Origin of the sequence: Paraburkholderia sp. RAU6.4a (genome assembly GCF_050435625.1) — a bacterium.
GTDB lineage: Bacteria > Pseudomonadota > Gammaproteobacteria > Burkholderiales > Burkholderiaceae > Paraburkholderia > Paraburkholderia tuberum.
The window spans coordinates 54,268-73,456 of the sequence record NZ_JBNDKQ010000003.1; the positions used below are offsets into that span (position 1 = coordinate 54,268).

The following is a 19,189-nucleotide window of genomic DNA, read 5'->3' on the forward strand; positions in this document are numbered from 1 at the left end:
GCCGTTGCTTGCTGAATGAGCCCTTTCGTCAACTTGCGATTCGTCATGTTCCAACTCAACAATCCCTCGCGAATCGATGCATGTGTCGCCGCCCTGCACGGCGGCACGACTTCGCTGTGCGCAAATACCCACGGCCCCGGAGGTTACTGATGGAGTTCGGTTTCAACCTGAACCGCACCGCCAATGCATCCGCACGACGGCTGCGTCCAAACGGATGGGACTTCGTTGCGTTCCCGCTGATCATCTGCCTGATCGCGATGGCGTCGATCGGCTTTCACGAGACGCTCGCGCCGATGTCGACGCTAAAGACGCAGGCGATCTCGCTCGATCCGGCCAACCTGCCCGAGTACGCGATGCGCACCACGCTGCGCATGCTCGCGGCGATGGTCGCGTCGCTGATCTTCACGCTGGTCTACGGGACGCTGGCCGCCAAGAGCCGCCGCGCCGGTCTCGTGCTGGTGCCGATTCTCGACATCCTGCAGTCGGTGCCGGTGCTCGGCTACATCTCGTTCACGGTGACGTTCTTCCTCGCGATGTTCCCGGGCCGCGTGCTCGGCGCCGAACTCGCCGCGATCTTCGCGATCTTCACGAGCCAGGCGTGGAACATGACGTTCAGCTTCTATCAGTCGCTGCGCACGGTGCCGCGCGATCTCGACGAAGTCTCGCGCGGCTTTCATCTGACTTCATGGCAGCGCTTCTGGAAACTCGAAGTGCCGTTCTCGATGCCCGGCCTGATCTGGAACATGATGATGTCGATGTCGGGCGGCTGGTTCTTCGTCGTGGCTTCCGAAGCGATCACGGTCGGCAATCATACGGTTACGCTGCCGGGCATCGGCGCCTACCTGGCGCAGGCGATCAGCGACAAGAACCTGCACGCGATCGGCTGGGTCATTCTGACGATGACGGTCGTGATTCTCGCCTATGACCAGTTGCTGTTCCGTCCGCTCGTCGCGTGGGCCGACAAGTTCCGCATGGAGACCACGACTTCGGGCAACGCGCCGCAGTCCTGGCTGCTCGACACGATGCGGCGCACACGTCTGATTCATCAGTTGCTGACGCCGGCGGGCGTGATGCTCGCGACCACCGCACGCATTCCGTTCCGTGTGCCTTTCGCGAGCGCGCGACGCGCCAGCGGACCGCGCGGCGAGAAATCGACGCGCGTGGGGGACATCGTGTGCGGCGTGCTCGTATTCGCGCTGACGGTCTATGCGATCTATCGCGTCGTCGCCTATGTGCGTGCCGGCGTCACGCTCGACGAGGTCGGTCACGTGTTCGTGCTCGGGCTCATCACACTACTGCGTGTCGCCGTGCTGATCGCGATCTCCTCGGTGATCTGGGTACCGATTGGCGTGTTGATCGGCCTGCGTCCGGCGCTCGCCGAGAAGGTCCAGCCACTCGCGCAGTTTCTCGCCGCGTTCCCCGCGAACCTGCTGTTCCCGGTGTTCGTGATCGTGATCGTGCGCTTTCATCTGAATCCGGATATCTGGCTGTCGCCGCTGATCGTGCTCGGCACGCAGTGGTACATCCTGTTCAACGTGATCGCGGGCGCGACCGCCTATCCGAACGACTACCGCGAGGCGGCCATCAATTTCCGCATCCGGGGCTGGCAATGGTGGCGCCAACTGATGCTGCCGGGCGTATTCCCTTACTACGTAACTGGCGCGATCACCGCATCGGGCGGCGCGTGGAACGCGAGCATCGTGTCCGAGTTCGTCCAGTGGGGCGATACCAATGTGGTCGCGCACGGCCTCGGCGCCTATATCGCCGAGACGACCGCCGCGGGCGACTTTCCGAAGATCATCCTTGGCGTCGCCGTGATGTCGCTATTCGTCACGCTATTCAACCGCGCGCTGTGGCGCCCCCTGTATGCCTTTGCCGAAATCAGGCTGCGACTCGACTAGGAGTGAACCCATGCAAAACGTCATTCAAGCCATTCCCGCCGACCGGCTCCAGTCGCCGCCGCCCGTGGGCGCGCAAGTGCTGAACATCGAGCACGTGAGCCGCGGCTTCCATAAAAACCAGAGCGACCTGCTGGTACTCGACGACGTCAATCTGACGCTGCACGAGGGCGAAATCGTCGGACTGCTCGGCCGCTCGGGCTCGGGCAAGTCGACGCTGCTGCGCATCATCGCCGGTCTAATCCGGCCGACGAGCGGCAATGTGACCTACCTGGGCAAGCCGCTCGACGGTCCCGCCGAGGGTGTCGCGATGGTGTTCCAGACCTTCGCGCTGTTTCCGTGGCTGACGGTGCTGCAGAACGTCGAAGCGGGGCTGGAGGCGCTCGGCGTCGGCGTCGAGGAGCGGCGCACGCGCGCGCTCGCCGCGATCGATCTGATCGGCCTCGACGGTTTCGAAAATGCGTATCCGCGCGAACTGTCGGGCGGCATGAGGCAGCGCGTCGGCTTCGCGCGCGCGCTCGTCGTCGATCCGACCATCCTGCTGATGGACGAGCCGTTCTCCGCGCTCGACGTGCTGACCGCCGAAACGCTGCGCACCGACCTGCTCGACCTGTGGAACCAGGACCGCATGCCGATCAAGTCGGTGCTGATCGTCACGCACAACATCGAGGAAGCCGTGTTCATGTGCGATCGCATTCTCGTGCTGTCGTCGAACCCCGGGCGCGTGGTGGCCCAGACCGTAGTGCCGTTCGCGCATCCGCGCAACCGGCTCGACCCGGATTTTCGCGCGCTCGTCGACGAAATCTACGCGAAGATGACCGCGCGCCCCAGCGACACCGCGGCCAAACGCGAACTCGAACCCGGCAGCTGGTTGCCGAACGTGTCGACCAACCTGATGGCCGGTCTGCTCGAAACGCTCGCTGCAGCGCCCTACAACGGCCGCGCCGACATGCCCGAGATCGCGCGCACACTGCAGCTGGAAGTCGACGAACTGTTCCCGATCGCGGAGATGCTGCAGTACCTCGGCTTTGCCGAAGTCAGCGAGGGTGACGTGTTCCTGACGCCACCCGCGCATCGATTCGCCGAGGGCAGCACGCAGGAGCGCAAGATCATGTTCGCCGATCATCTATTGCAGCGCGTGCCGCTCGCCGCGCGAATCAGAAAGGTGCTCAACGAACGGCCCGGACATCGCGCGCCGCGCGTGCGCTTCGAGCAGGAACTCGAGGACCTGCTGTCCGACAGCGCGGCGCAGGAGACACTCGATGCGGTGATCGACTGGGGTCGTTACGCGGAGATCTTCTCGTACAACGACAAGACGGAGACTTTCAGTCTCGCGGACGTCGAGACCTGAGCGAGTGCCGAAACGAAATGGCCGCGGAGAACCTGAGAGCGGTGGATCGTCTTCACGAGTTGGCGGTTTTTCCAGTCGACCGCCTCAGGCCCGCGCGCGAGCATGAAACTCGCGCGGCCCATCGATGAAGATTCGGGCTTCCAGGGCGAACGCGAGTACGCCGTCGCGTCATCGCTGCACGACGTGCCGAACCTCGGCCAGCTGCTGCCGGCGTTGCTCGCCCTGCCGCTCCAGCATCCAGCCGGGGTACTCCGCCGGCAGCGCGCTGACTTCGGCCAGCTTCGCGAGCTCATCGGCGGATAGCGCGACGTTGGTCGCCGCGATGTTGTCGTCGAGCTGCTCGATTTTCTTCGCGCCGACGATCACCGTGCTGACGACACGCTGATGCAGCAGCCACGCCAGCGCGATCTGCGCGACCGAGACGTTTTTTGCTGCAGCGATTTCGCGCATCACGTCGATGCAGTCATACGCGCGCTCGCGATCGACAGGCGGAAAATCGAAGTTCGTGCGACGGCTGTCCGCTTCGGCCTGCTGCTCGCGTCCGTATTTGCCGCTCAGCAAACCGCCCGCGAGCGGACTCCACACCATCAGGCCGAGGCCTTCGCTTTGCAGCATCGGCACGAGTTCGCGTTCGAGATCGCGGCCCGCGAGCGTGTAATACGCCTGCAGCGTTTCGAAGCGCGCGGTGCCGAGCCGCTCGGCGATGCCGAGCGCCTTCGCGATCTGCCACGCGGCCCAGTTCGACACGCCGACGTAGCGCACGTGGCCGTGCTGCACGAGCGTATCGAGCGCGCGCACGGTTTCTTCGATCGGCGTGGCCGGATCGAAACCGTGGATCTGATACAGGTCGACGTGATCGAGTTGCAGACGCTTCAGGCTCGCCTTGATGCCGTCGAGGATGTGATAGCGCGACGCGCCGCGCGCGTTTGCGAACTCGCCGGTCTGGCCGAACACCTTGGTCGCGATCACGACCTTGTCGCGCGGTACTTGCAGGTTCTTCAGCGCCTGGCCGGTGATCTGCTCGGACAGGCCGCCCGCGTAAACGTCGGCGGTGTCGATGAAATTGATGCCCGCGTCGAGCGCCCGGCCGACCAGCCGCTCCGCGTCGTTCTGCTGCAGATCGCCGATCTGCCGCCAGATGCCTTCGCCACCGCCGAAGGTCATCGTGCCCAAACACAACTCTGAAACAAACACACCGGTACGGCCCAACTGGTTATATCGCATTGTCGACGCTCCATCGTGGGTGCAGGAAGAGTCGTCAAGCGTACTGCAATCGGCGGAGGTTGGTAGGAGTGGCGCACACGCCGCAAAAGACTACGAATTCCAGCAGCGGCGCGACGCCCGATGCGCCGCGCACGAGCGGCGAAAACCTGCGAGACTGGCGGCTATTGCGCCGTCAGCGTGGAATGACCCACAACCGTCAAAACGGTCGACATTGCCCGGTACCGACTGGATATCCCCCGCGCCGCCCTCATCTGCACAAGCATGACTTCGGCAAAGACTTCCGCCGCACTCGACGCGGCGCTTCGCTCCCCCAAGGCCCGCTCCACCGCGAGCGCGGCGCGCCCCGCCGCGCCAGCCTTACCGCCAGCCCAGCAGGCACTCGACGGTTTTCACCCAGCCGTCGCCAACTGGTTCCAGCAAACCTTCGCCGCCCCGACCGACGCACAAACCGCCGCGTGGCCGCAGATCCGTAGCGGCCGCTCGACGCTGGTCGCCGCGCCGACGGGCTCCGGCAAGACGCTGACCGCATTCCTGTCCGCGCTGAACGACCTGGTCTCGCAAGGCCTCGCGAACGGCGGCACGCTGCCCGACGAAACGCTGGTCGTCTACGTGTCGCCGCTGAAGGCGCTTTCGAACGACATCCGCCTGAATCTGCAACTGCCGCTGCAAGGCATCGCCGCCGAACTCGACAGGCTCGGCCTGCCGCCGCTCGACATTCGCACCGCGGTGCGCACCGGCGATACCACGCAGCAGGAACGCAACGCGTTGAAAAAGCGCGCGCCGCACATTCTCGTGACGACGCCCGAGTCGCTGTACGTGCTGCTCGGCTCGGATTCTGGCCGCCGCATGCTGGCAACGGTGCGCACGGTGATCGTCGATGAGATTCATGCGCTCGCCGGCAGCAAGCGCGGCAGTCATCTCGCGCTGAGCCTCGAACGGCTCGACGCGCTCTGCGCCCGGCGCCTGCCGCGCATCGGGCTGTCGGCGACGCAAAAGCCGGTCAGCGCGGTCGCGCGGTTTCTGGTCGGCGGCGCGAGCCTCGAGAGCGACGTACCGGCCGAGTGCGCGGTGATCGACGTCGGCCACGTCCGCGCGCGCGACCTCGCGCTCGAGATCCCGCCGGTGCCGCTCGAAGCGGTGATGGCCAACGAAGTGTGGGAGCGCGTCTACGACCGGCTCGCCGAGCTGGTCGCGCAGCATCGCACGACGCTGATCTTCGTCAACACGCGCCGAATGGCCGAGCGCGCCGCGCGTCATCTGACCGAGCGGCTCGGCAAGGACGCGGTCGCCGCGCATCACGGCAGTCTCGCGAAAGAACATCGTTTCGACGCCGAACAGCGCCTGAAACGCGGCGAGCTGCGCGTGCTGATCGCGACCGCTTCGCTCGAACTCGGCATCGATATCGGCGACGTCGACCTCGTCTGCCAGATGGGTTCGCCACGCGCGATCGCGCCGTTCCTGCAACGCGTCGGCCGCTCGGGCCACCACGTCGGCGGCATGCCGAAGGGGCGGCTCTTTCCAGCCTCGCGCGACGACCTGCTCGAATGCGCGGCGCTGCTCGATTGCGTGCGGCGTGGCGAACTCGATGCGCTACGCATCCCGCGCGCGCCGCTCGACGTGCTCGCGCAACAGATCGTCGCGGAAGTGTCGAGCGCCGAGTGGAGCGAGGATGCGCTGTTCGACATGCTGCGGCGCGCAGCGCCGTACGCGGATCTGTCGCGCGAGCAATACGACGCGGTACTGCGCATGCTCGCCGAGGGCTACACGAGCCGCCACGGTCCGCGCGCCGCGTACGTGCATCGCGATGCGGTAAGCGGCACGCTGCGCGGCCGGCGCGGCGGCAAGCTGGTCGCCGTGACGTCGGGCGGCACGATCCCCGAAAACGCCGATTACGCCGTCGTGCTCGAACCGCAGGCGATCAACATCGGCACCGTCAACGAGGACTTCGCGGTCGAAAGCCTCGCCGGCGATGTGTTCCAGCTCGGCAACGCGTCGTATCGGATTCTGCGAATCGAGAGTGGCCGGGTGCGTGTCGAGGACGCACAAGGGCAACCGCCGAACATTCCGTTCTGGCTCGGCGAGGCGCCGGGGCGCAGCGACGAGCTGTCTTTCGCGGTCACGAGATTGCGGGAGCAGGTCGAGCGTTTGCTGACGGAGGGCGAGCCGGCGTCACAGGCGGTTGCGTCGGTGCCAATCGCCGCGGCGCAATTCGAAGCAGCCGCAACGCCCGCGAAATCCGCGGCAAAGAGAGGACGCAACGCGAAAGCTGCCGTGGCGCAGAGCCCGACGCAGACCACAACGGCGTCCGCACCCGCCGCAGCCACGCTGCCCGCGAACGAAGCCGAACCCACGGCCGCGCGCCTCGACCGCGCCATCGCCTGGCTCGCCGACGAGCTCGCGCTCGACGAGCCCGCCGCGCGCCAGATCGTCGAATACCTGGCGCGTGCCCGCGCCGCGCTCGGCGTACTGCCGACGCAGAGCACGCTGGTGATGGAGCGCTTCTTCGACGAATCGGGCGGCACCCAGCTCGTGATCCACTCGCCGTTCGGCAGCCGCGTGAACCGCGCGTGGGGGCTCGCGCTGCGCAAGCGCTTCTGCCGCAGCTTCAACTTCGAGTTGCAGGCCGCCGCCACCGAAGACGCGATCGTGCTGTCGCTGACCGGCAACCATTCGTTCGTGCTCGACGAGGTCTGGCGCTATCTGCACTCGAACAGCGCCGAACACCTGCTGATCCAGGCACTGCTCGATGCGCCGTTGTTCGGCGTGCGCTGGCGCTGGAACGCGACGACCGCGCTCTGCCTGCCGCGCTACACGGGCGGCCGCAAGACCGCGCCGCAACTGCAGCGCATGCGCAGCGAGGATCTGCTCGCGAGCGTGTTTCCCGAGCAGGCCGCGTGTCTGGAGAACCTCGTCGGCGAACGCGAGGTGCCGCGCCACCCGTTAGTCGACCAAACCATCGACGACTGTCTGCACGACGCGATGGACAGCGAACGCTGGCTCGCGCTGCTGCGCCGCATCGAGCGCGGCGAGTTGCGGCTCGTCGCGCGTGATCTGCCGGCGCCGTCGCCGCTCGCCGCCGAAATCCTGACCGCGAAGCCCTACGCGTATCTCGACGACGCGCCGATCGAGGAGCGCCGCACCCAGGCGGTGCTGAACCGCCGCTGGACGGACCCTGAAAGCGCCGACGATCTTGGCGCGCTCGACGCCGCCGCGATCGACAGCGTGCGCGACGAGGCGTGGCCGCAGGCGCGCAACGCCGACGAAATGCACGAAGCGCTGACGGGCCTCGCGTGCATCACCGGGGCCGAGGCGCTCGCGCACGAGGATTGGCCGACGCTGCTTGCGGCGTTGGCGAAAGCCGGCCGGGCGACGCGCTTGCCGCTGGCCGCGCAAGCCAACGCGAGCACGGGCAACGACAACGCCAGCGACAGCGCACTGTGGCTGCCCGCCGAACGCCTCACCTGTTTCGAAGCGCTGTACCCCGGCATCGCGCGCAATCGCTACATGCCGCCGCTGAGCGCCCCGAAGGGCTACACCGAGAACTGGAGCGCCGACGACGCGCTCGTCGACGTGTTGCGCGCGCGGCTGACCGGCTTCGGCCCGCTGACGGTCGAGGCGATCGCGCGCCCGCTCGGTTTGCCGGCCGACCGGATCGAACAGGCGCTGATCCGGCTCGAAGCCGAAGGCTATCTGTTGCGCGGCCGCTTCACGCCGCACACGAGCGACGAGGAATGGTGCGAACGACACCTGCTCGCACGCATCCACCGCTACACGGTGAGGCGGCTGCGGCGTGAGATCGAGCCGGTCGAGCGGCACGACTTCATGCGCTTCCTGTTCGAATGGCAGCATCTGACGCCGACCACACGTGCCGAAGGCCGCGACGCGCTCGCCGCCGCGCTCGACCAGCTCGAAGGCTTCCAGGCCGCGGCCGGCGCGTGGGAGGAAGACATCCTGCCCGCGCGCGTGCGTGCCTACACCAGCAGTTCGCTCGATGAGCTATGCCGCGCCGGCAAGATCGTCTGGACCCGCCTGACCGAGCGGGCGCGCGGCGCCGCCGGTCCGGTCCGCGGCACGCCGATCGTGCTGCTGCCGCGCGTCCAGCTGCGTGCGTGGCGCGCGCTGCTCGATCCGGCGCGCCAGGTCGAGTTGTCGGCGCTCGCGCAAAGCGTGCACGATACCCTCGCGCAACACGGCGCGATGTTCTTCGACGAACTGCTCGCCGAGGTGCGCGTGCTGCGCATGGAGCTCGAAAACGCGCTCGGCGAGCTGGTCGCGGCCGGCCTCGCGAACTCCGACAGCTTCGCGGGCTTGCGCGCGTTGCTGAAGCCGGTCGCCAAACGCAACGCGTTTTCCAGCAGCCGGCGCGCGCGAGCGAGCGCGCTGATCGGCGGCATGGACGACGCTGGGCGTTGGGCGCTCGTGAGCCGTCCGTCCGCCGTCGCGCCGGAAAATCCATCCGAACGGCAGCGCCAGTTACCGCCCGAGGCGCTCGAACACGTCGCAATGACGTTGCTGCGCCGCTACGGTGTCGTGTTCTGGCGCGTGCTCGAACGCGAGGCCGAATGGCTTCCGCCGTGGCGCGATCTGCTGCGCGTTCTGCAGCGGCTCGAGGCGCGCGGCGTGATCCGCGGCGGGCGGTTCGTCAACGGACTCGCGGGCGAGCAGTTCGCGCTGCCCGAGGCGATTGCGCTGCTGCGCGAGGTGCGCCGGCAGCCGAACGACGGTGCTCTTATCTGCGTTGCTGGGACCGATCCGCTGAATCTCGTCGGCACGCTGCTGGTCGGCGACAAGGTGCCGGCCGTGACCGGAAACCGCGTGCTGTATCGCGACGGCGTGGTGGCGGCCACGCTGGTGGCCGGCAAGTTCCGGTTCGACGCGGCGCTCGACGCCAACCCGCCCGAACGCGAACGCTCCCGCGCGCTGCTGGCGCGCCGCCTCTAGCGACGTCATCGTGGCGTCGTTCTGGCGGGTAATAATCGCGCCGCGCGCGGCCGCGCAGGCCCATACTCATGCTTAGCAAAACGTTAATGATTCTTCGCTCGAATTGTCACGCTTAGATACAATGAGGCAGTTTCATTTTAGTATGAGGAAGACTGTCTGCCGCCGCCCGCCTTGATAGGGACCGCCGGCACACTCCGGGGATTCCATGAGCGACGAGCTACACGACCAGGTGCTTCACGCGCGGTTCGGCACGAGCAGCCCTCGCTGGGGCCTGGCGGCGGCCAGCAACATACTGGAACTCGTGCCTGCGCACGGCCACGCGGCTGTCGGCGTCGCCATTTCCCTCACCTCTTCTCAAGCTTCCCAGGTCCGCGCGCTGAGCGGCGTGACCTCCCACGTCGTCGTCGACGTTCAGTTGGACGCCGCGCCGCTGCGGCTGCATCTGGTCGGCAAGAAACTCGATTGTCATCGCTGGGGCGGCACCGCGTCGGCCGATGGCGACACCGAATCCGTCGCGCGAGCGCTGCTGCACGGTCTGTCGTTCGCTGAACAGGTCGTCTCGGAAGTCAATTCGGTCGTCGTGATCGTCGACCGGAACGGCCGGATACAGCGCTTCAACCGGCTCGCCGAGGAGCTGACCGGGCTCAGGGAAGAGGACATCATCGGCCGCAGCGTCTGGACGTTGTTCATGTCGTCCGACGACGACCGGGTCTCGAACGAGGTGAGCGCGAATTTTTTCAATCGTGGCGAACCGTACGAGATCGAACGGCGCATCAAAACGGTGCACGGCGAACGGCTGTTCCTGTTTCGCAACAAATTCGTGCGCAGCGGCAGCGGCATCGAAGAGCAGTTCCTGATCTGCTCGGGCACCGACATCACCGAGCAACGGCTCGCGCAGGACCGCCTGATCGAGCAGGCCACCACCGACCCGCTCACAGGCCTCGCCAATCGCAACGCGATCCAGGAGCGCATCCAGATCGCGATCGAACTGGCCGCGCCGGGCGAAACCGTCGGCATCCTGTTTCTCGATCTCGACAACTTCAAGAAGGTCAACGATCACTACGGCCACGTGTTCGGCGACCGCCTGATCTGCGACGTGTCGGACGCGATCCGCGACTGCCTGAATCCGGGCGACTCGCTCGCGCGTCTGGGCGGCGACGAATTCATCGTGCTCGCGGCGAAGGGCTCCGCGCATGAGCTGGAAAACACCGCGCAGCGCATTCTCGATCGTATGCGCATGCCGTTCGCTGTCGGGCTCGTCGAGGTCTATACCGGCTGCTCGATCGGCATCGCGCGTTCGCCCGAGCATGGCGAAACCCTCGAATCGCTGATCCGTTCGGCCGACACGGCAATGTACGTCGCGAAGGACGAAGGCAAGCGCACGCATCGCGTGTTCTCGCCGGACATGAATCGCCGCGTCGCGGAGTTCATGTGGCTCGACACGAATCTGCGCCGCGGACTCGACGAAGGCCAGTTGGCGCTGCACTATCAGCCGAAGCTGAACCTCGCGACGGGCGCCGTGCAAGGCGCCGAAGCGCTGGTGCGCTGGAATTCGCCGGAGCGCGGCCAGATCATGCCGGCGGAATTCATCCGTTATGCCGAGGAATCCGGACTGATCGGCGTGCTCGGCCGCTGGGTGATGGAAACCGCAGCGAAACAGGCGGCCCGCTGGAAAGCGGCCGGCTATGACCTGCGCGTCGCGATCAACGTGTCGGCGCGACAGCTCACGGATACAGCCGTGGTCCGCCATTTCACCGAGGCATTGCAGCACGCGAGTCTCGATCCATGCCTCGTCGACCTCGAACTGACCGAAAGCTGCCTGATCGAAAACGAAGCGGCCGCGATCGAGCTGATCAAGCAGTTCCGCCAACTCGGCGCGCAGGTGCATCTCGACGACTTCGGCACCGGCTACTCGTCGCTGTCGCAACTCGGCCGTATTCCGCTCGACGTGATCAAGCTCGACCGCAGCTTCACGGGCTCGATCCACGCGGATATGAAGGCACAGGCGCTGGTGCGCTCGATGGTCGCCGTCGCGCAGGAGCTCGATTTCCAGGTGGTCGCCGAAGGGATCGAAACCGAGGCGGAAGAAGCCTTCATGAAGGGGCTCGGCGTCGATTACGTACAGGGCTTCCTGTACGCGAAGCCGATGCCCGCCACCGAGTTCGAGCGCTGGCTGCTCGATAGGCGCAGCAAGCTCAGGCTGATCGCCTGAGCCCTGCTGTCGCGCGCTTCAGCCGAGGCGCGCGGACCAACCACCCACTTCGTCTTCATTCATCCCGACAGCGCGCGCCGCGCAGTGGATTTGCGTCCACGTAGCCGCGTCGATCGGAATGCCGGCGGCCTCGCGCCGCGCGCGCGTCACGCGCTCGGGCTCGCCGGGTTCGTAGATGCGCTCCGCGCCCGCCGCGAGCGGCGACGCCTTCACCCACGCGAGGAACGCATCGGCTTCGGCTTGCGCATCGGGCGCGTCGAATGCGGTGGGATCGATGATCACCGATAGCATGCAGTTGATGATCGCGTGCGTGGTACCGAGCGTGTCCGCATGCGTCGTGAAGCCGCCCGACAGCGCGCCGCCGAAAATCTCGCAGATCGCCGCGAGCCCGAAACCCTTGTAGCCGCCGAACGGCGTCAGCGCGCCGAACGGCGCTTCGTGCATGACTTTCGGTTCGAGCGTCGGCATGCCTTCGTGATCGATCAGCGCGCCGGGTGGTGTGTGCTTGCCCTGGTTATAAGCGACGCGCGTCTTGCCGAACGCGATCGTGCTGGTCGCGAAGTCGAGCACCAGCGGCGGTTTGCCGGGCCGCGGATAAGCGGCGCAGAACGGATTCGTGCCGATGCGCCGGTCCGCGCCGCCGAATGGCGCGACGAGCGGATCGCCCGCCACGTTGACGAAGTGAAACGACACCAGCCCGGCGCGCGCGCACTGCTCGGCCCAATGCCCGATGCGGCCGATATGATGCGCGCCGCGCAAGCCCACCGCGCAGACGCCGAGCCGCCGCGCGCGCTCGATGCCCCGCTCCATCGCCTCGAACGCGATCACCTGACCGAAGCCCTTGCCGCCTTCGACGGTCAGTACCGCGCCCGCGTCCTTCACGACGTCGGCGTGTCGATTCAGTTGCAGTTGCCGGTCGGCGAGCGATTCGACATAGCGGGGGATCATGCCGACACCGTGCGAGTCGTGCCCGGTCAGATTCGCGGCCACCAGATGATCGGCCACCAGCTCCGCTTCGCGCGGCGTACTGCCCGCTCGCTCCCAGATCGCCCTGACGTAGGCATGCAGTTGATCGGCCGGAATCCGGGGCGTGGTGGTTTGGGCAGTCTGGGAGTCGGTCATTCAGCGTGTCGGTGAGGTTCGAACGGAAGGAATGAAACGGCGGGAAAAACAGCTGCATCAAAGCAGCATCGATAAACAGCGGGCCCGGGTCACGCCCGAGCCCCACTCAAACGAAACCGGAACTCACGGCGCCGCGGCAATCACTTCGGCAACCGCGGCCGTCAGCTTCTTGCCGTACGGCACGTGCAGGAACTCGTTCGGCCCATGTGCGTTCGACTTCGGCCCGAGCACGCCGCACACCATGAACTGCGACTTCGGGAAGCCCGCCTTCAGCACGTTCATCAACGGGATCGTGCCGCCGAGACCCATGTAGGCCGCGTCGGCGCCGAAGTGCTGACGCGACGCATCGTTGAGCGCGGTGGCGAGCCACGGCGCGACCTCCGGTGCGTTCCAGCCGCTCGCCGCACCCGCATCCGGCTTGAACGTGACCTTCGCGTTGTACGGCGGATCGAATTCGAGCAGCGCCTTCAGTTCGGCGACCGCCTTCTCCGCTTCGATGGTCGGCGGCAGCCGCAGCGACAGCTTGAACGCCGTGCGCGGACGCAGCACGTTGCCGGCGTCGGCGAGCGCGGGCAAGCCAGCCGCGCCCGTCACCGACAGCGACGGACGCCACGTCGAATTGAGCAGCGCCTCGCGCGGATCGGTCGTGGTGGGCAGCACCTGACGGCCGTCCTGGCCGCACGCCCACGGCATCTTCTTCCAGACGTCGTCGCCGAGAATCTTTGCGGCGGCCTCCGCTTCGCGCAGACGATCGGCCGGCACCGTGCAGTGGAAGCCCTTCGGCAGCAGCGTGCCGTTGGCGGAGTCTTCGAGACGGTCGAACAGTTGCCGCATGATGCGGAAGCTCGACGGCACGATGCCGCCGTAGACGCCCGAGTGGATCCCTTCGTCTAGCACCTGCACTTCGAGATCGCCGCCGACGAGTCCGCGCAGCGACGTGGTCAGCCACAGCTGATCGTAATTGCCCGCGCCCGAGTCGAGACACACGACCAGCCCGACGTTGCCGAGCCGCTCGCGCAGCGCGTCGACGTAGGGCAGCAGATCGTAGCTGCCCGACTCCTCGCAGGTTTCGATCAGCCCGACGCAGCGCGGACGTTCGACACCCTGTGCATCGAGCGCGGCGAGCGCCGTCAGGCTCGCATAGATCGCGTAGCCGTCGTCCGCGCCGCCGCGGCCGTAAAGCTTGCCGTCTTCGAACTTCGGCGTCCACGGACCGAGGTCGTTGCGCCAACCATCGAACTCGGGCTGCTTGTCGAGGTGGCCATAGAGCACGACGGTTTCGTCGCTACCCGAGCGCGTCGCGGCCGTCTCGAAGAAGATCACCGGCGTGCGGCCCGGCAGGCGGATCACCTCGAGCTTCAGGCCGCGCACCGGCTGCTGCTCGGCCCATTGCGCGGCGTCGGTGATCACGCGCTCCAGATAACCGTGTTTCGCCCAGTCGGGATCGAACGCCGGACTCTTGGCCGGCACCGCGATGTAGTCCGTCAGCGCGGGCACGATCTCGTCGTTCCACTTGCGCTCGACGAATTCTCGTAGCGTGTCCGGGTTGAGTTGAGCCTGCTGGGTCGTGTCGTCGGTGATCATGATCGGGTCCGTGAAGTACTGTTCGGTCGAAACGATCATGATAGTCCCGATGCGTGTCGGGCTGAACCCCTTGCGGTGATTGGGGTGGAGACTGGAACGCGCAGGTGCGAGGCGCGCGGCCGCCATTCGCGCGACAATCGCTACATGCATCGCGCATCAGGAGCTTGTATGGGTGGCAACGTGGCCGTTCAGGCCATCGGCGCGGCGTTCGCGCTGGCGCTGTATTTTCTGCCGGCGATCATCGCGGACCGGCGCAAGCGCCGCGACGTGCTGACGCTCGCGCTCTTCAATGCCTGCCTCGGCTGGACCGTGCTCGGCTGGGTGCTCGCGCTGTATTGGGCGCTACAGCCGAATCCGGCGGAGAGCCTCGCGCGGGACGTCGTGGAGACACGCAAGGTGTCGACCTTGCGCGCGTTTTCATCGGCGCTGACGCTGCGCGTGCGGCGACGCCAGGCCGCGCGCGACCGGCCCGAGCGCTGAAACGATTCGGGCGGCTCGAGCAATACGAGCAACAAACGAACAACAGGAAACCGATTGATTGACGTGCACGGGCGTCACTCAGGGGCGTCAGTCAGGGGCGTCAGTCAGGGGCGTCACTCAGGCCGCGCGCCCGATGCGACTCCACTGTACCGAGCCCGCCGGAATGGAGCGCGGCTCCGCCCGCACGGCTTGCGCCGCAAAGCTTTCGTGGCGCAGTTCGCCGTGTTCGTCGAACCACTCGCAGATCACCCAGTCGCCGGGATTCAGCGCGACCGGACCTGCGTACGTCACGGTCATGCGCGGGCCCCCTTCTTTTAACTTGACGACGTCGCCCACATTGAAGGCGGCGGCGGATGCTGTCTGGAATGCGTCAATGGTAGCGGTCAGCATATTGGGTCCCCCTATCTTGAGCGTTATTAACTTGAGCCCGGCTTTATCGACTCCGACCTGTTGAACGTACACTCTAAAGTTAAGACAGATTAACAATCGAATTTAAACGCGGCAAGCGCTTTTTTATTGATACCGTTTCCATTAGACCCGCAGTCCATGCTCGCTGGCTAAAGTTCCCGGCATTACCGAAAACAATCATCGCGACAGCTTGCGGCTAACCCTATGTGCGCTACCGCACAAACGCAACACTTACTGCAGGCCGTCTGCAGGCCGGTAGAAAATGCGAGGCCGGTTTCGTCTGATTAGAGAAAGCTGACGCGATGTCGTCGAGCCGTTAATCGGAATGAGCCAGTTTGATCTAAATCAGAATTACCTGTGAACGAGTAGATCGCCGGTAAATACGATGCAGTTCGTTATACCGCTTCGTTCAAATTGAACGATTTTTTCAGCAAGCTAACAAATGAAAACGATTACCAGCGGATTAATTTCAAACTGCCGGGGCCACCGAGCGCCGCACGCCTTGCTGATGACGTACCAGCAGCACGCTAAGGCCGATACACACGAACATCAGCACGGCATTGATAGCGAGGCTCAGCTGGAACGCGTGCGCATAAGAGGCGGGTGCCGAACTGCCGCCGAGCGCCCCGAAGAACGCGCCGCTGATCGCCGCGGTGCCGAACGCGGAGCCGATCTGCAACGTCGACGAGACCACACCCGATGCAAGCCCGGCCTTCTCGGGCACCACCTCCTGCAGCACGATGCGCATGATCGACGGCAACAGCAGACCATGTCCGACGCCCGCGCACACTAGCCCGCAGTAGAACAGCAGATCGGGCGTCGCGGATTGGGTAGCGGACCAGCCTGTCACCGTGAAGCCCAACGTCATCATCGAGAAACCGAGCGTCAGCACATGGGCGCCGATGCGCTTGACCACGGCCGGCGACGTCAACGGCCCGATCACGAAGCCGAGCGCGAACGGCATGATCGCGATGCCCGACGCGAGCGGCGTCCAGTGCAGGCCGGTTTGCAGAAAGATGCCGTAGGTCAGGAAGAACGCGCTATTGCAATAGAACAGGAACGCGAGCACGAGACCGAGCGCGAACGCGCGATTGCGGAACAGTTGCAGGTCGACGAGCGGATGGCCGCCAGCGCGCTCGACGCGCCGCTCGGTCGCGACGAACAGCGCGAACACCGGCACCGCGAGTGCGAACATGGCGAAGGTCCACGCGGGCCAGCCGGCTTCACGGCCATGCGTCATCGGATAGATGACGAGCAGCAGCACCGCCGACAGCAGCGCGACGCCCTTCAGATCGACGCCGGTATGCGTGACCGGCTGGTTCTCCGGCACGAACTTCCATGTGCCGACGAACGCCGCGATGCCGATCGGGATGTTGATCAGGAAGATCACGCGCCAGTCGAGCCCGAACGGGTGATACGTGATCAGCGCGCCGCCGCCGAGTTGCCCGACGATCGACGACAAGCCGAACACGAAGCCATACAGACTCATCACGCGCGTCTGCTGATGCAACGGCACGACCGCACGAATCGTCGCGAGCACTTGCGGCGCCATCACCGCGGCCGCGATGCCTTGCACGATGCGCGAGATCACGAGCATGTGGCCGCTCGTCGCGAAGCCGCACAACGCCGACGCGATCACGAAAGCCGCCATGCCCGTCATGAACATGCGACGGCGGCCGAACAGATCGCCAAGGCGGCCCCCCGTGATCAGCAGCACCGCGTAGGCGGACGCATAAGCCGACACGACGAGTTGCAGTTGCGCGTCGCTCGCGTTGAGGCCCGTGTGAATCGACGGCAGCGCCAGATTGACGATGAAGTAATCGAGCGGCGCGAGAAAGGCGCCGACGAACAGCACGGCGAGCGCGAGCGCCTGGCGCTGAAAGCCGGGCGCCGACGCGTTGGCGGCGACAGCCAGGCCGGCCATCGCCGGGCCGGGACCGGTCACGGCTGCGCTCGCCGCGCAGCTGACGGATCCACCGAATGCCGCCTGAGCGGACTTGATTGCCTCACGTTTCATGACCGATCGTTCAAAAATTGGTTAAAAAATTTTGCGCCACCGCTCGCGGACGAGGCGTTACACCAGCGCGCGCATCGCCACATCGACGATACCGATCAGCGCATCTTGCTGATGCGCGACCCGCCCCATGACCCGCAAGCCCTGCATCACGCACAGCAGGAAATCGCCGACGGCTTGTTCGTCGAGCGTCGAATCGAATGCGCCGCTCGCCTGACCGCGGATCACCGCCGCCGCGAGCAAAGTCGCCATGCGGCGCTGAATCGCGGCGACGCGCGCGCGCAGCACTTCGTCATCGGGCTGCATTTCGAGCGTCGTATTCGTAATGAAACAGCTGCGCCGGCCGCTCAATGCGCAGGACACCCTCGCGTAGTGCAGCAACGCGTCGCGCAGCGCCTGCTCCGGCTCGGCCGTCGCGCTCAGTCGCTGCGCAAGCCGCGCGACCGCGCCTTCCGAGTAATGATCCAGCGCGGCGAGCATGATGCCGTGCTTGTCGCCGAACACGCCGTACAGGCTGCCGCGCAGCAGACCGGTGGCCTTGCACAGATCGTCGATCGACGTCGCGTGGTAGCCGTGATCCCAGAACACCTGGCTCGCGTTCGCCAGCACGGTGGCCGTGTCGAACTCGCGCGGACGGCCGCGCTGACACGTTTCGCCGGCTTTTTTCGCGGCTTGCTTTGAATGACTCAATTGCGATGACCTTGTTGCCTGGTTGCGTCGGTCTGTTTATATTATGACTGGATGTTCAATAAATCAAGGATGGCATTCCGTAGGCCTACTCGCGTCGGGGTCATCCGTTCATTCGACAACCGGCATCAAAAAACCGGCGGCGGACATGGCCCGTCGCCGGCTTCGTTGCGCGCTCACAGTGACAGCAGGGGCTCAGGTCTCGAGCTTCGCATCCATCGTAATCGTTGCATTCAGCACCTTCGACACTGGGCAGCCGGCCTTCGCGTCCGCGGTGGCTTTGTCGAACGCGGCCTTGTCTCCGCCCGGAATCTTCACGGTCACGTCGAGATGCACCGCGGTGATCGCGAAGCCGCCACCGTCCTTGTCGAGCGTGACGGTGGCCGTGGTGCCGATGTGCTCCGGCGTGATGTTGGCCTTGCCCAGCTCCGCCGACAACGCCATCGAGAAACATCCCGCATGCGCAGCCGCGATCAGCTCTTCCGGATTCGTGCCGATGCCGTCCGCGAAGCGCGTCGCGAACGAGTACTGGGTGTCCTTCAGGACGCCGCTGTCGGTGGAAATCGAGCCCTTGCCGTTCTGCAGGCCGCCTTGCCAGACTGCCGATGCCTTGCGCTTCATTGCTCTCTCCTGTTTGTGCCTTGCCGCGCACGCTGCTCGACCAAAGATGATGCCCGCCGCGGCGGTCCGCCCGGATGTGTCCGCGCCTGGGCATCGGTCGCAGGTGCCGCGCGGCTCGCAGGCGCGGGCGTGGACCGCATTTCATCATAGGCGCTTCCGCGTCCCGGCGCGGAAAAGCGCCTTTTTCACTATCTCAAAACTGGCAATAATATTTCGCCAGAAAGCCGCTTTTTTGCTGACCTCGTAAGAAATAGACTGCGTTCAACGGATCGGGGAACGCGGTTCACACCGATCCACCACACAATCAATTGGAGGTCGTCATGAAATCGCTTCTTTCCGCAGTCGTCGTCGCATCCGCTCTTATCGTTCCGGCACTGTCGTTCGCCCAGCAGACAAACGGTCCGGTCACGCGCGCTCAGGTGCGCGCCGAACTCGTAGCCGCGCAAAAAGCAGGCCTCCTGAACCAGAACGACACCACCTATCCGAAGGCCGTGCCCCAGGACTCGACGATCGTCACCGCTTCGGCGCAAGGTTCGCAAGACGTCGGCGGCGCGAAGGCCAGTTCGTCGGACGCGGGCGCGCCGGCGACGGTGCAGCAACGTCTCTTTTCGACGTATCGCGGTAACTGAGCGTGGTAACTGATCGTG

13 protein-coding genes are annotated in these 19,189 nt (G+C 65.6%); 6 read left to right on the forward strand and 7 right to left on the reverse strand.

Annotated features, from left to right (window positions below):
- Positions 1 to 149: 149 nt before the first annotated feature.
- Positions 150 to 1,901, forward strand: coding sequence for an ABC transporter permease (locus OKW40_RS24685; RefSeq protein WP_429492143.1), 1,752 nt, complete (start codon positions 150 to 152; stop codon positions 1,899 to 1,901).
- A gap of 10 nt (positions 1,902 to 1,911) precedes the next feature.
- Positions 1,912 to 3,249, forward strand: a complete 1,338-nt coding sequence (locus OKW40_RS24690) for an AAA-associated domain-containing protein (protein WP_429403028.1) — start codon at positions 1,912 to 1,914, stop codon at positions 3,247 to 3,249.
- 168 nt (positions 3,250 to 3,417) lie between these two features.
- Here OKW40_RS24690 and OKW40_RS24695 read toward each other — a convergent pair whose 3' ends face one another.
- A complete protein-coding gene (locus OKW40_RS24695) occupies positions 3,418 to 4,473 on the reverse strand; it encodes an aldo/keto reductase (protein ID WP_429492145.1) in 1,056 nt (351 codons plus the stop codon).
- A gap of 261 nt (positions 4,474 to 4,734) precedes the next feature.
- Here OKW40_RS24695 and OKW40_RS24700 point away from each other — a divergent pair, with 261 nt between their 5' ends.
- Both OKW40_RS24700 and pdeR read left to right on the forward strand, forming a co-directional pair.
- Positions 4,735 to 9,414, forward strand: a complete 4,680-nt coding sequence (locus OKW40_RS24700) for a DEAD/DEAH box helicase (RefSeq protein WP_429492147.1) — start codon at positions 4,735 to 4,737, stop codon at positions 9,412 to 9,414.
- Positions 9,415 to 9,619: 205 nt separating this feature from the next.
- Positions 9,620 to 11,626, forward strand: coding sequence for a cyclic di-GMP phosphodiesterase (gene pdeR / locus OKW40_RS24705; RefSeq protein ID WP_429492149.1), 2,007 nt, complete (start codon positions 9,620 to 9,622; stop codon positions 11,624 to 11,626).
- A gap of 18 nt (positions 11,627 to 11,644) precedes the next feature.
- Here the strand turns inward: pdeR and OKW40_RS24710 are convergent, their stop codons facing one another.
- On the reverse strand, positions 11,645 to 12,748 hold the full coding sequence (locus tag OKW40_RS24710; RefSeq protein WP_429492151.1) for a malate/lactate/ureidoglycolate dehydrogenase: 1,104 nt from the start codon (positions 12,746 to 12,748) through the stop codon (positions 11,645 to 11,647).
- A 123-nt stretch (positions 12,749 to 12,871) separates the two neighbouring features.
- Positions 12,872 to 14,332, reverse strand: coding sequence for a M20 family metallopeptidase (locus OKW40_RS24715; protein WP_184060305.1), 1,461 nt, complete (start codon positions 14,330 to 14,332; stop codon positions 12,872 to 12,874).
- A 168-nt stretch (positions 14,333 to 14,500) separates the two neighbouring features.
- Here OKW40_RS24715 and OKW40_RS24720 point away from each other — a divergent pair, with 168 nt between their 5' ends.
- Complete coding sequence (locus OKW40_RS24720; RefSeq protein ID WP_184047290.1) at positions 14,501 to 14,812, forward strand: superinfection immunity protein; 312 nt, start codon at positions 14,501 to 14,503, stop codon at positions 14,810 to 14,812.
- Positions 14,813 to 14,929: 117 nt separating this feature from the next.
- On the opposite strand, the gene OKW40_RS24725 is transcribed toward OKW40_RS24720, so the two are convergent.
- From OKW40_RS24725 to OKW40_RS24740, 4 genes are all read right to left on the reverse strand, one after another.
- Complete coding sequence (locus tag OKW40_RS24725) at positions 14,930 to 15,202, reverse strand: YodC family protein (protein ID WP_429353638.1); 273 nt, start codon at positions 15,200 to 15,202, stop codon at positions 14,930 to 14,932.
- A gap of 487 nt (positions 15,203 to 15,689) precedes the next feature.
- Positions 15,690 to 17,237 carry an MFS transporter gene (locus tag OKW40_RS24730; RefSeq protein ID WP_429492153.1) on the reverse strand — a complete coding sequence of 516 codons (1,548 nt, stop codon included), beginning with the start codon at positions 17,235 to 17,237 and terminating at the stop codon, positions 15,690 to 15,692.
- Between the two features lie 57 nt (positions 17,238 to 17,294).
- A complete protein-coding gene (locus OKW40_RS24735; RefSeq protein ID WP_187630725.1) occupies positions 17,295 to 17,924 on the reverse strand; it encodes a TetR/AcrR family transcriptional regulator in 630 nt (209 codons plus the stop codon).
- A 192-nt stretch (positions 17,925 to 18,116) separates the two neighbouring features.
- Entirely contained in the window at positions 18,117 to 18,542 is a 426-nt protein-coding gene (locus tag OKW40_RS24740) for an OsmC family protein (RefSeq protein ID WP_429403023.1), read from the reverse strand.
- A gap of 320 nt (positions 18,543 to 18,862) precedes the next feature.
- Between OKW40_RS24740 and OKW40_RS24745 the strand changes: the two genes are divergently transcribed.
- Positions 18,863 to 19,171 carry a DUF4148 domain-containing protein gene (locus OKW40_RS24745; protein ID WP_184059910.1) on the forward strand — a complete coding sequence of 103 codons (309 nt, stop codon included), beginning with the start codon at positions 18,863 to 18,865 and terminating at the stop codon, positions 19,169 to 19,171.
- Positions 19,172 to 19,189 lie beyond the last annotated feature (18 nt).